The 13516-nt window shown below is 34.2% G+C and carries 9 protein-coding genes; 8 read left to right on the top strand and 1 reads right to left on the bottom strand.

Going from position 1 to position 13516, the window contains the following annotated elements; all coding sequences use genetic code 11:
* Window positions 1–80 precede the first annotated feature (80 nt).
* The 4 genes from DDD_RS16900 (at window position 81) to DDD_RS16885 (ending at window position 7106) form a co-directional block, all read left to right on the top strand.
* On the top strand, window positions 81–2330 hold the full coding sequence (locus DDD_RS16900) for a TonB-dependent receptor (protein WP_015364186.1): 2250 nt from the start codon (window positions 81–83) through the stop codon (window positions 2328–2330).
* Window positions 2331–2407: 77 nt separating this feature from the next.
* Window positions 2408–3733, top strand: a complete 1326-nt coding sequence (locus DDD_RS16895) for an anthranilate synthase component I family protein (RefSeq protein ID WP_015364185.1) — start codon at window positions 2408–2410, stop codon at window positions 3731–3733.
* A complete protein-coding gene (gene tilS / locus DDD_RS16890) occupies window positions 3733–5064 on the top strand; it encodes a tRNA lysidine(34) synthetase TilS (protein ID WP_015364184.1) in 1332 nt (443 codons plus the stop codon). The genes DDD_RS16895 and tilS overlap by 1 nt, the downstream gene beginning before the upstream one ends.
* Window positions 5061–7106, top strand: a complete 2046-nt coding sequence (locus DDD_RS16885) for a protein-disulfide reductase DsbD family protein (protein WP_015364183.1) — start codon at window positions 5061–5063, stop codon at window positions 7104–7106. Before tilS ends, DDD_RS16885 begins: the two co-directional genes overlap by 4 nt.
* Before the next feature lie 614 nt (window positions 7107–7720).
* Here the strand turns inward: DDD_RS16885 and DDD_RS16880 are convergent.
* A complete protein-coding gene (locus DDD_RS16880; RefSeq protein ID WP_041567249.1) occupies window positions 7721–9013 on the bottom strand; it encodes an OmpA family protein in 1293 nt (430 codons plus the stop codon).
* 223 nt (window positions 9014–9236) lie between these two features.
* Between DDD_RS16880 and rfbB the strand changes: the two genes are divergently transcribed.
* From rfbB to DDD_RS16860, 4 genes are all read left to right on the top strand, one after another.
* On the top strand, window positions 9237–10286 hold the full coding sequence (gene rfbB / locus DDD_RS16875; RefSeq protein WP_015364181.1) for a dTDP-glucose 4,6-dehydratase: 1050 nt from the start codon (window positions 9237–9239) through the stop codon (window positions 10284–10286).
* Window positions 10283–11155 (top strand): glucose-1-phosphate thymidylyltransferase RfbA, encoded by an 873-nt coding sequence (gene rfbA / locus DDD_RS16870; RefSeq protein WP_015364180.1) that lies wholly within the window; start codon window positions 10283–10285, stop codon window positions 11153–11155. Before rfbB ends, rfbA begins: the two co-directional genes overlap by 4 nt.
* A 73-nt stretch (window positions 11156–11228) precedes the next feature.
* A complete protein-coding gene (locus DDD_RS16865) occupies window positions 11229–12197 on the top strand; it encodes an SDR family oxidoreductase (RefSeq protein ID WP_015364179.1) in 969 nt (322 codons plus the stop codon).
* 38 nt (window positions 12198–12235) lie between these two features.
* Window positions 12236–13516, top strand: coding sequence for a nucleotide sugar dehydrogenase (locus DDD_RS16860; protein WP_015364178.1), 1281 nt, complete (start codon window positions 12236–12238; stop codon window positions 13514–13516).

Below are 13516 nucleotides of genomic sequence, written 5' to 3'. Positions count from 1 at the left end.
TTTTTTCTTTTCTATTAACATTTTGTTTAGAACTGCACTAGTTACCTCTTACGTAAGTGGAGTAACTAAACTAGATCACCATGACTTTTAAATTTACTTTTCCCGCTTTCGCGAAAGCGGCATTAACAACAGTATTTTTCTTCATTTCACACTTCATTGTAGCACACAACATTACTGGTTTTGTAAAAGACGAAACTGGTAAACCACTCAAAGACGTTTATGTATTGCATATGGAGTCTGGCAATCACACACATACTAACGCAAAAGGATATTTTTCACTAGACGATGTTGAGAAAAATGATGAATTACGCTTTTCACATATAGGTTATGAGGCAACCACAGTTATTGTGAACGACGAGAAAGAAATCCAGCAAGTAGTGCTGAAATTAGCTTCTCTTGATCTGGATGCCATAACAATTAGTAATGACGTAGAAACGCTTAATGTACTTGCTAATGTAGATTTAAAAATTAATCCAGTAACTTCTACTCAAGAATTACTGAGAACGGTACCAGGACTTTTTATAGGTCAACACGCTGGTGGCGGGAAAGCAGAACAAATTTTTCTGAGAGGTTTTGATATAGATCATGGTACTGATATCGCAATTAATGTAGATGGAATGCCGGTAAACATGGTATCTCATGCTCATGGACAAGGATATGCAGATCTTCATTTTGTGATTCCAGAAACTATCAATAACATTTCATACGGTGTAGGAAGTTATGATGAAACCGTAGGTAATTTTGCCACTGCTGGACATGTAGATTTTAGAACTAAAAATTACTTAGATAAGAGCAATATAACTTTTGAAATAGGAGACTTTAATTATCAGCGTTATTTAGGGCTAGCGCAACTAGTAGATAACTCACATACTTCAGCTTATGTGGCTACTGAGTATTTGACCTTTGATGGCCCTTTTGAAAGTCCGCAGAATTTTGATAGGATTAACCTTTTTGGTAAACTACAACATACTGCAGATAATGGAGACCGCTTCAGTATGAGTGTTTCTCATTTTGACAGTGAATGGGATGCTAGCGGTCAAATTCCTCAAAGAGCAGTTGATCAGGGAATTATCAACAGATTTGGCGCCATAGATGATACCGAAGGTGGAGAGACTTCTAGAACAAGTTTGGTACTTAATTATGATATGGATGTAAGTGATAAAGAAGAATTACAAACTACCTTATTTTATTCTCACTATGACTTTCTACTATTTTCTAACTTCACATTTTTTCTTGAAGACCCTATCAATGGCGATCAAATAAGACAACAAGAATCTCGTGACATGCTAGGTTTTAAGGCAGATTATAAATATAAAACAGAGCTCGCAGGTAATCGATTCAATATTAAAGCTGGTCTAGGATTGCGTAATGATAGAACTGAATCTTCTGGATTATCACGAACTTTAAACAGAAGACAAACTCTAGAAAATATACAGTTAGGTGATATTAATGAAACAAATGCATCTGCTTTTGTAGGAGCAGAGTGGTTTATTGACAACTTAATGATAGATGCTGGTCTGAGATTTGAAAGATTTAAATTTAACTATAAAGATGCGCTAGCGACCACTTATAATACTCAATCACAAACTGCCGAAGCTTTATTACCTAAACTAAATTTTAATTATGAAGTTAGTAATAGCTTAAAATTGTACTTGAGAAATGGAGTAGGATTGCACAGTAATGACACAAGAGTAGTGTTAGAAAACAGTGCTGATAAAATTTTACCAAAGTCTTATGGAAGTGATTTAGGCTCGATCTGGAAAGTAAGTGATAAGTTTATTTTAAACAGTGCATTATGGTATTTATTTTTAGAACAAGAATTTGTGTACGTGGGAGATGCAGGAATTGTAGAGCCTAGCGGTAAGACAGAACGTTATGGATTTGATCTTGGTTTTAAATATCAACTATCACAGTATTTGTTCTTAGACAGTAACATCAATTATGCTCATGCAAGAGCAATTGAAGAACCAGATGGCGAAGATTTTATACCTCTTGCGCCAGAGCTTACTCTAGTAGGCGGAATTAGTTTAAAAAATTATAAAAAATTTAATGCTGGTTTAAGATACCGATACATAGGAGATCGAGCTGCAAATGAAGATAATTCTATTGTTGCCGAAGGCTATTTTGTGACAGATTTCAATGTCAATTATGATCTATCTAATAATTTAAGGTTAGGAATCGCGGTACAAAACCTTTTTGATGTAGAATGGAATGAAACTCAATTTGCTACAGAGTCTAGACTTGCAAATGAGTCACAATCTGTAGAAGAAATACATTTTACTCCAGGAACTCCTTTTTTCATACGAGGTACTTTGCAGTATTCGTTTTAAAATTTAAGTCTTTAAAATGCTATTTTTTAATCAAAATAGCATTATGCTTTCTTCACAAATCTTACCTTTGAGATCTCATGAAGCAAAGACAAATTCATAGTTTTACAATAGATAAGCCAGCAATTTTTAAAAAGAAATTGCTGGCTTTTTATGCTTCAGAAAAACATTTGATATATCTAGAAAGTAATCATGGAAACCTGAAACACGATACTTATTCTGCCCTTATTGCTGTAGGAGCCATAGATTACATTAAGTGTGATTCTGGTAATGCTTTTGAACGTTTAGAGTTATTTAGGAAAGATTATCAAGACTGGATGTTTGGGTTTTTAGGCTATGATCTTAAAAACGAGCTAGAGCAATTAAAAAGTGTTCATGAAGATGTTACCGAGTTTCCAGATTTGTATTTTTTTGTCCCAGAACTGGTTTTTGAATTTGCAGCATCTCAAGTAAAGATTCATAGTTATATTACTTCTCAACCAGCGGCAAATAGAATTATAGAGAATATTAAAAACAGTAATGTTCCAGTCGATGCAAATTTTCCAGAGCAAGGACTTTTGATTGCTAGAGATTCTAAAGCTGCTTATCTGGCAAAAGCGCAAAGGTTTCTAGATCATATTCATCGTGGAGATATCTATGAAGCAAATTTTTGTACTCAGTTTTATGCAAGAGAGGCTTCTTTAAATTCGCAACAGGCATTTTACGACCTAAATAATATTAGTGAACCACCATTTGCTGTTTATGCTCAATTAGGCTCCTATCATATAATGAGTGCAAGTCCAGAAAGGTATTTAAAAAAGATAGGGAAGCAACTCATTTCTCAACCTATCAAGGGAACAGCAAAAAGATCTTTTCACATCATTGAAGATGATATTTTCAAGGATCAACTTTATCATGACCCAAAGGAAAGATCAGAAAATGTAATGATTGTAGACTTAGTAAGAAATGATCTTTCTAAAACAGCAGTCAAAGGCTCTGTTAAGGTTGAGGAACTTTTTGGAATATATACGTTCAAGCAAGTACACCAAATGATCAGTACGGTAGTTTCTGAGTTAGGTGAAGAATATACCGCAATTGATGCGATAAAAAGTACTTTCCCCATGGGAAGCATGACCGGAGCGCCTAAAATAAGTGCGATGGAAATTATTGAGCAAAATGAATCCTTTAAAAGAGGTTTGTATAGTGGTGCGATAGGCTATTTTACACCTGAGGATGATTTTGATTTTAATGTAGTCATAAGAACGATTTTGTATAACCAAGAAAAGAAAACTCTTTCATTTTCAGTAGGAAGTGCTATAACGGCTGCTGCTCTTCCAGAAAAGGAATATGAGGAGTGTTTGCTTAAAGCAAAAGCTCTTTTTGAGGTGCTTGCAAAACAAGGTTTTGAATTTGAAGATTTATCCTAATGCTAGAAAGGTTCAAAAAACATATCAAAACTAACTTTCCTGAGATTCTTTCCAGTGAAATTGCCGTGGCTTGTAGTGGAGGAAAGGATAGTGTTGTGTTGGCCCATCTATTACATGCATGTAAGCTCAAGTTGGAACTCATTCACTGTAATTTTAATTTGAGAGGAGCAGAGAGTGATCAAGATGAGGATTTTGTCAAAGCACTTGCAACTCGTTTAGAACATAAAATACATATTGTTCATTTTGACACCACTAATGTTGCTGAGCAAGGAGGAATCAGTATTCAAATGGCAGCTAGAGATTTGAGATATGAGGCATTTAATACTATAGTGTCAGATAATAAAATAGCTCATGTATTAGTAGCACATCACATAGACGATCAATTAGAAACCTTTCTAATTAACTTAGGTCGTGGCGCTGGAATTCATGGTTTGACTGGTATAAGAGATCGCAATGGCATCATCTTACGCCCTTTATTAGATTTTTCTAGTAAGGAAATTGAGGAGTATGCACTTCAAAACAAAATCAAATGGCGAGAAGACAGTAGCAACGCCTCAACAAAATACCTGCGCAATAAACTACGTCACGATCTAATTCCCTTGCTTAAGGAAGTTTTGCCTCATCTAGATAATAACTTTTCAAAAACTCTTAGTTATCTTAAAGATTCAGAATTGTTATTAGATGTTGAGGTAGCCCGCTTTCGCGAAAGCGGAACTAAAATAAATAATGGTAATCTCTTTATAAATATTGAAAAGTTAAAAGCTACTGTCCAGCCAAGTGCTTATCTTTTTGAGCTTCTCAGAGAATACTCATTTCATATGCCTGATGCTCTAGAATTACTAGATGCCGAAAACGGAAAGTATTTAGTTGCTGGTTCTATGCAATTAATTAAGAATAATTCTTTTTTGGAACTAAGAAAGATCGAGGCAATTCCCATAGTTGATCAAGAAATTGAACTTAAAAACGGTGTTGTATCAATTCCAGAAGGGCAATTAAGTATCAATATAATATCAACCGAGGAGCCTAAAAAGTTTTTACAAACCGTTTTACCAAACCCAAATAAATTACTTCTAGATGCTAGTTTGGTTCAAGGTATCTTAAAGTTGAGAACTTGGAAACATGGTGATCGCATGAGTCCTTATGGTATGAAGGGAACTAAATTAATAAGTGATATATTAACAGATGCTAAAATTTCTTCTTTAAAACGAGAAAAATCATTAGTATTGGAAAACGGTAGCGACATCATCTGGCTATTAGGAATAAGAGCCAGTAAACATTACAGCATTACAGAAAACACAAAATCAATTATAGAAATAACCCTAGAATTATGAGAAAGCTTCTATTTGCTTTAACAGCCCTCATTTCTTTACAACTATTTGCACAAGAAGATCCTACAACGTGGACTACTGAGGTAAATAAATTGTCTGATACAGAATATGAACTGGTAACAACTGCTATTATAGAACCAGGATGGCATTTATATTCACAAACATCTGTAGGTGATCGAGGTCCTATTGCAACAACTATTAGTTTTTATGAAGTAGAGAATAAAATCGAGTTGGTGGGAATTAATAAGGAAACTGGTTCTTATGCTGAGTTTTCTCCGGTATGGGAATTTAACGTGTATCAATTTTCAGATATTGCTGTTTTTAAGCAAAAAATTAAGGTGCTCGATCCTAATTTAAAATATATTGTAGGTGAAGCTTATTTCATGACTTGTGATGAGGAACGTTGTTTAAGACCTACAGGAAAACCGCTTATTTACAAGTTAGATTCTAATGCACAAGTACCAGAAGGTGCTGAGGATGTCATAGAACGTTATTTAGACGAAGAGCTAGAACCTATGCTAGCACAAGCAGCTCCAGAATCAGAAATCCCAGTTAAGGATGGCCATAAAGCGCCTGATCAAGAAGTAGAAACACCAAAAAAAAAAGATAAAGAAGAAGCTTTAGAAGAGGACGAGGAGGAAGATCGTAGTCTTTGGGGAATTTTTATCATTGCATTTTTGTCAGGTTTTGCTGCCTTGTTAACACCTTGTGTTTTTCCTATGATTCCTCTTACGGTGAGTTTTTTCACTAAGCAGAGTAAGAATAGAGCAAAGGGAATTTCCAATGCTATTTTATATGGTATTTTCATAATTGTTATTTACGTCTTATTAGGAACTGTTGTTACTGCTATATTTGGTTCGGAGTCGTTAAATGAATTAAGTACCAATGTGTACTTTAATATTGTGTTTTTTTTGATTCTTGTGGTTTTTGCGATATCGTTTCTTGGAGCTTTTGAAATTACGTTACCACAATCTTGGGCTAACAAAGCAGACGAAAAAGCAAATCGAGGCGGCATAGCTGGAATTTTCTTTATGGCGTTAGCACTCGCTATAGTTTCATTCTCTTGTACAGGGCCAATAGTAGGTTCTTTAATTGTAGAGGCAGCTTCTAAAGGAGGATTAGCTCCAGTTATAGGAATGCTTGGTTTTTCACTAGCGATTGCATTGCCGTTTGCCTTATTTGCGATCTTTCCAGGTTGGATGAATTCGTTGCCTAAATCTGGTGGCTGGTTGAATACAGTAAAAGTGGTATTAGGATTTTTAGAACTCGCTTTAGCACTCAAATTCTTATCTGCTGCAGACTTGGTTTATCAAACTCATTTTATAGAAAGGGAAGTCTTTATTACCATCTGGATAGCAATTTTTGGTGGGTTAGCTCTTTATTTATTTGGTAAGATTAAGTTACCTCATGACGGTCCCGAGGAAAGTATTTCTGTAGGTAGACTGATATTAGGATTAGTGGTTCTCACTTTTACGATTTACATGATTCCAGGTCTTTGGGGAGCACCTTTAAAAATTATTTCAGGTTTTCCGCCACCTTTAAATTATGCTGAATCTCCATATGGAGTAGGGTACACAAAACTTGAATTGAATAAGAAAGTTCCTGAAGGCGCTCATCTAGCTGTTCATGATATCATAGCCTTTCATGATTATGATAAAGGTCTTGCTTATGCCCAAAAAGTTGATAAGCCTATATTAATCGATTTCACAGGTTGGGCATGTGTGAACTGTCGTAAAATGGAAGAGCGTGTATGGAGTGAGCCAAGAATTTTAAACATGTTAAAGAATGATTTTGTACTCATATCGCTTTATGTGGATGACAGAAATAAGCTTCCTGAGAATGAACAATATGTTTCAAAAGAGACTGGAAAAAAGGTAAGGACAATTGGAGACAAGTGGATGGAATTTCAAAGAAATAATTATGAGACTGCTGCGCAACCTTTGTATGTAATTAAAGATTCCAAAGGTAATGATGTAGGAGATCCAATAGATTATACTCCAGAGGTAGATATTTACGAAGCTTGGTTAAGGAAAGGAATTAAATAACTTTAAGAGAGGTTTTTCAGTTATTTGTATCATAACCGACTTCTTCTAAGGGAGTCGGTTTATTTATTTACTTCATTTAGTTTTGATACGACAGTCGATAATCAATTTTCAAAAAATGGTAGTCCATTCTAAATTCGAAGCAAAGTGAATTTTTTTATAATTGTTTACAGGTATTTTAAAATAACGTTGAAAGTATTTCTGATCCATTTAGAGACTACTGCTATTTCAAGTTTGCCGTAGTCTAGAATAAACTAGTATGAATCTTAGTAAGACTAATAGATAAGTTATGAAGTTGCATAATTCAATGGTAATTCTATCCTAGCAAAACTTTTAATTTCTAGTTTTAAACCTTATAAATTTAATTAAATGTAAGTCGTTATCTAATAGCAGACGTTGTGACGACTATGTATTTTAGAAAATATTGGTAGTCTACTTCATTTGTAACTAAACATCTATCTTATAATTGAGTTTAAAGTCCATTAAGGATGTCGACAGCTAATTGTTGTTGTTCTGTTACTTTTTTTGAAAGGCCAACTATTTTGTAATCATAATAAATTGGGAGCATAAAAAAAGGGTCGCAATTTGCGACCCTTTTTGAAAATTGTATTTTAAGATTAGTTTACTCTAAAAGTAACTCTTCTTACTAATTGTCTAGCTTCAGCGCTGTTTTTATTTACAGAAGCGTCTTCACCATCACCGTTATGAGATAATCTATTTGCATCTATTCCAGCCGCAATCAATACGTCATAAACCATTTTTGCTCTACGCTCAGAAAGATTTTTGTTATATTCTGGACTACCGATTTCATCAGCATAACCAGTTAAAGTTGCGCTTGCAGATGGATTGTCTTTCATGTACTTAACAATAGTATTCATTGCACTTAAAGAATAAGTCGCTGGTTTTGTACTATTGAATTTGAAGTATACATTTACATAACCTTCATTAATTAATTGCTTAATTAAATCTCTACTATTTCCATTTGCTCCATTATTACCAGAAACTGCTGCTTGAAGATCTGAAGATGTAGCATATCTTGTATCTAGACCACTTTCCATATCATCTGGAATTCCATTTTTGTTAAGATCAAGAGCTCTACCTTTGTTATCAACACGTACACCACTTTCAGTAGTGTTGTCTCTATCTAAGTAGTTTGGTACACCATCTTGATCGTCATCAGCATTTTCCATAGCCATTTTATCCATTTTCGCTGCTATTTCATCCACTTTAGCTTTCAAAGGATCATCAGCAAAGTCTGCAGGAACGTTTCCGTCACCTAAGTAAAAAGTTAAACCTATTGATGCATTAACTAAAAAACCATCGAAACCTCTTAACTCTCTGCGTGGTAATCCATCAAAAGTATAATCTTGTCTTACATGTCCTATCGCGGATAAATCACCGAAAAGAACTAAATTATCAGTCAAGCGTAATTGTGGTGTTATACCTGCTTGAAAATTTAACATATGATCTCTATCATCTATAGGCACCTCTACATTTAATATCGATACACCCATACCACCATGCAAAAGAATTCCAACTTTGCTGTTTGAAACTTCATTCAATCCAAAAAATTGTCCTGCATTTATAACACCTTCTAAAGTGAATCTATAGTAGTTGGAATCAAATTCATTTCGGCTATTCTCATCAGCTCTAAAATCGTTGTATCCAAAATCTGCATTTAAACCAAATTTATTGTTAAACATATATCTCACACCTAAATCGACTTGAAATAAAGATGGAGTGTTAGTGAAAGAACCTGTAGAAACAGGTCTCACTGGTTTATGAACACCAGCGCCTATGTCTATTGCCCATTTTTTTAACTGTTGAGATTTTGATTCTGTGTCTTCTGTCGTTTGTGCATTTAACACGAGGCTAAACGCCAATAACGATAATGTAAGTAATTTTTTCATAAGTATTATTCTTGCTTTCAATGGCAAAGATATAAATTAATTAAAAAGGGACACTCTTTATTAAGTAATTTTTATAAAAAAAAATAATTATCCATTCAACGTTTTGATTTTTGTAATCATTTCATTGCTAGATACTTTTATGCGTTGAAATTCTTTTTAATTGTAAGGGATCCTATTTTGTTTTGATGTTTGTAAGTTTGTTATTCAAAATTTCATTATTACTATGTCTAAAAAAATTTTAATCTCTGGTGGAGCCGGATTTATAGGTTCTCATGTTATTCGAAAATTTCTCTTAAAATATCCAGATTATTTAATATATAATTTAGATGCCTTAACATATGCCGGAAATCTGCAAAATTTAACCGATATTCAAGATTTCGAGAATTATTTTTTTATAAAAGGAAACATTACGGATAGCAGTTTTATTGAAAGCCTCTTCAAAGAGAATGAGTTTGATTATGTCATCCATTTAGCTGCCGAATCTCATGTTGATCGATCTATAAAAGATCCTTTGATTTTTGCAAAAACTAATATTTTAGGCACTTTAAATTTATTGGAAGCCTTCAAGAAGTACAGTGACTTCAAAGATGGTCTATTCTACCACATTAGTACTGATGAAGTTTATGGTAGTCTCGGCGCTGAGGGATTGTTTACAGAGCAAACCGCATATGATCCCAATTCTCCCTATTCTGCATCAAAGGCAAGTTCTGACCACTTTGTAAGAGCCTATGGAGAAACTTATAAAATGCCATACGTTATTTCAAACTGTTCAAATAATTATGGTTCCTTTCAATTTCCAGAAAAATTAATCCCGCTTTTTATCAATAATATCATTAATAATAAAAATCTGCCTGTTTATGGCGATGGTAATTATACTCGTGACTGGTTATATGTGAAGGATCATGCAGATGCCATTGATGTTGTTTTTCATAATGGTGTTAACGGTGAAACATACAACATAGGTGGTCACAATGAATGGAAGAATATCGATCTCGTTCGATTACTTTGTACTAAAATGGACATGTTTTTGAATCGTAAGAAAGGGGAAAGTGAGAAATTAATAACTTTTGTAAAGGATAGGCCAGGTCATGATTTGAGATATGCAATCGACGCATCTAAGATTAATAATGAATTAGGTTGGCAACCTTCTTTAAATTTTGAGGAAGGTCTTGAGAAAACGATAAAGTGGTATTTAGAAAATCAAAAGTGGCTTGAGAATATCGTAAATGGAGAATACCTAAATTACTATAATCAACAATACTCTCAAAAATGAAAGGAATTATTTTAGCAGGTGGCTCAGGAACAAGGTTACATCCATTAACATTAGCAGTTAGTAAACAGTTATTACCTATCTATGATAAGCCTATGATTTATTATCCATTATCGGTGCTTATGCTATCTGGTATCAGGGATATCTTGATTATATCTACTCCTCATGACTTACCGAGTTTTGAAAGGTTGTTAGGAGATGGAAATCAATTAGGTCTACGATTATTCTATAAGGTACAACCGAGTCCTGATGGGCTAGCACAAGCTTTTATTTTAGGAGAAGAATTTATAAGTAATGATTCTGTTGCGTTAGTTTTAGGGGATAATATTTTTTATGGAGCTGGCTTGCAAGCAAAATTACAAAGTGCTATAAAGGAAGTTGTAGATAATAAAAAAGCAATTGTCTTTGGCAATTATGTAAACGATCCAGAACGTTACGGTGTAGCCTCCTTTGACAACTCTGGTAAAGTTACTTCTATAGAGGAAAAGCCACTGTCGCCAAAATCTAATTACGCAGTTGTAGGCTTATATTTTTATCCTAATTCTGTAATTGAGATAGCTAAAGGTTTAAAACCTTCAAAACGAGGAGAGTTAGAGATAACATCTGTCAATCAGCATTATCTTACAAAAGAGATGTTAGAGATGAAAATTCTTAGTAGGGGTTTTGCGTGGCTTGATACCGGGACTCACGAAGCTTTAACCGAAGCAACAGAGTTTGTCAAGGCTGTTGAAAAACGTACAGGTTTAAAAATAGCTTGCATTGAAGAGATTGCTTTAAATAATGGTTGGATTGATAAGAACCAATTATTAAACAGAGTGAAAAATCTTAAAGGAGACTACTATGATTATGTAAAAAGGCTTTGTAGGCATTAATCTGAAGAGTTGTCCTTTTTAATGATTAGTAAAAACGTTTAATAACCTTATTTTTGCTGTAAATTTTGCTTTAATGAAAAACAACCTATTAATTACAGGAGCAGCAGGTTTCATAGGTAGTAATTTATCAGAATACTTTTGTAAAAAAGGTTACGATGTTTTAGCTCTTGATAATCTTTCTACTGGTCATTTTAAGAATATTGAGCATCTAGCAAGCTATCCTAATTTTAAATTTATTGAAGGAGATATTAGAGATGTAACAACATGTGATGCAGCTGTTAAAGGAAGAGATTTTGTTATGCATCAAGCGGCGTTAGGAAGCGTGCCAAGGTCACTCAAAGATCCTATAACCTCTAACGAAGTTAACGTTGGAGGTTTCTTGAATATGCTAGTCGCTTCTAATAACGCAGGAGTTAAAAAAATGATTTACGCTGCAAGTTCTTCTACCTATGGAGATTCTCAGGAACTACCTAAGAAGGAAGGGATTATAGGTAAGCCTTTATCCCCTTATGCTGTTACTAAATTTGTTAACGAGCTATATGCTGGTGTTTTTTATAAATCTTATGGGTTTAATGCGATAGGTTTACGTTATTTTAATGTTTTTGGTAGAAAACAAAGTCCCGAAGGCGCTTATGCCGCAGTAATACCTCTTTTTACAAAAAAGCTTATGAACAAAGAATCTCCAATTATTAATGGTGATGGTTCTTTTTCACGCGATTTTACCTATATAGATAATGTGATTCAAGCTAACGAAAGAGCAATGCTTTCTACTAACCCTAAATCAGCTAATAATATTTTTAATGTAGCGTGCGGAGAACAAACCGATTTGAATTCCTTAGTTGACCTACTTAAAGAAGCTCTTTCTCGATATGATGAGTCAATAAAAGATGTCGAGGTTATTTACGGTCCTACAAGAGATGGAGATATACCACATTCATTAGCCTCCATCCAGAAAGCAAAAGAAATCATTGAGTATGACCCTAAATACGATATCAAAAAAGGGCTAAATCTGGCAGTAGATTGGTATTGGAATAATTTGTAATTAATTACGCTTTCGCGAAAGCGAGAAACGAACCAGAAATGAAAAAAGATAAAATTACTATTATAGGTTTAGGCTACGTCGGACTACCTTTGGCAAGACTATTTGCAACAAAATATGCGGTAGTAGGCTATGATATCAGTAAGGCAAGAGTAAAGGAGTTAAGAGCGGGAATTGATAAAACCTTAGAAGTAGAGAAAAATATATTACAGGACGTTCTTAAGGAAGATAATTCTCATGAAGAGGGCCTTTATTGCACATCAGACGTTAATGAGATAAAAGATTCTAATATATACGTAATTACTGTTCCCACACCAGTCGATAAGAATAATAAACCAATATTATCACCCTTGTTTAAAGCTAGTGAAACTGTTGGTAAAGCGTTGAGTAAAAACGATATTGTTGTTTATGAATCAACGGTTTACCCTGGTGCTACCGAAGACGAATGTGTTCCTGTTTTGGAAAAAAATAGCGGTTTAAATTTCAATGTAGATTTTTTTGTTGGTTATTCTCCTGAGCGAATTAATCCAGGGGACAAGGAGCATACAATTGATAAAATTCTTAAAGTAACCTCAGGAAGTACAGAAGATATTGGGGTTAAGGTAAACGATTTATACAAAAGTGTGATTTCAGCTGGAACACATCTTGCACCTTCTATCAAGGTAGCAGAGGCTGCAAAAGTGATTGAAAATTCTCAACGAGATATAAATATCGCATTTGTAAATGAACTGGCTAAAATATTTAACCTTCTTGAAATAAATACCAATGATGTCTTAGAAGCCGCAAGAACCAAATGGAATTTTCTGCCTTTTACTCCAGGGCTTGTAGGAGGTCATTGTATAGGAGTCGATCCCTACTATTTAGCACAAAAAGCCCAACAAGTGGGTTATCATCCAGAAATAATCTTGGCAGGTAGGCGCATGAATGACAGTATGGCCTCTTATGTTGCCAGTCAAGTTGTGAAATTGATGCTTAAAAATGACATCTCTGTAAAAAATAGTGAAGTTTTAGTATTAGGAGTCACATTTAAAGAGAACTGTCCCGATGTCAGAAATACTAAATCTATCGACGTTGTAAATCAATTGAAAGAGTACGGAATGAAAGTAACACTTCATGACCCTATCGCAAGTCCAGCTGAGGTTTACAAAGAATACGGTGTCAAGTGTGAATCATCACTTACCATTAAAACGTATGATGCCATAGTTTTGACGGTGGCACACAGTTATTATCATTCATTTGATATCAAACAATTCATGAATCATTTAACTGTTGTTTATGATGTTAAAGGGATTTTAGGTAAGTTTGCAGACCAAAATTTATAA

This window comes from Nonlabens dokdonensis DSW-6, assembly GCF_000332115.1.
GTDB classification, from domain to species: domain Bacteria; phylum Bacteroidota; class Bacteroidia; order Flavobacteriales; family Flavobacteriaceae; genus Nonlabens; species Nonlabens dokdonensis.
The sequence above is the reverse complement of the archived record's forward strand: the minus strand, read 5'-3'. Positions and strand labels throughout refer to the sequence as shown.

Excerpts from the sequence above, each read along its gene's own strand:
- DDD_RS16900 (WP_015364186.1), top strand. The coding sequence starts at position 81 with ATGACTTTTAAATTTACTTTTCCCGCTTTCGCGAAAGCGGCATTAACA.
- DDD_RS16895 (WP_015364185.1), top strand. The coding sequence starts at position 2,408 with ATGAAGCAAAGACAAATTCATAGTTTTACAATAGATAAGCCAGCAATT.
- tilS (WP_015364184.1), top strand. The coding sequence starts at position 3,733 with ATGCTAGAAAGGTTCAAAAAACATATCAAAACTAACTTTCCTGAGATT.
- DDD_RS16885 (WP_015364183.1), top strand. The coding sequence starts at position 5,061 with ATGAGAAAGCTTCTATTTGCTTTAACAGCCCTCATTTCTTTACAACTA.
- DDD_RS16880 (WP_041567249.1), bottom strand. The coding sequence starts at position 9,013 with ATGAAAAAATTACTTACATTATCGTTATTGGCGTTTAGCCTCGTGTTA.
- rfbB (WP_015364181.1), top strand. The coding sequence starts at position 9,237 with ATGTCTAAAAAAATTTTAATCTCTGGTGGAGCCGGATTTATAGGTTCT.
- rfbA (WP_015364180.1), top strand. The coding sequence starts at position 10,283 with ATGAAAGGAATTATTTTAGCAGGTGGCTCAGGAACAAGGTTACATCCA.
- DDD_RS16865 (WP_015364179.1), top strand. The coding sequence starts at position 11,229 with ATGAAAAACAACCTATTAATTACAGGAGCAGCAGGTTTCATAGGTAGT.
- DDD_RS16860 (WP_015364178.1), top strand. The coding sequence starts at position 12,236 with ATGAAAAAAGATAAAATTACTATTATAGGTTTAGGCTACGTCGGACTA.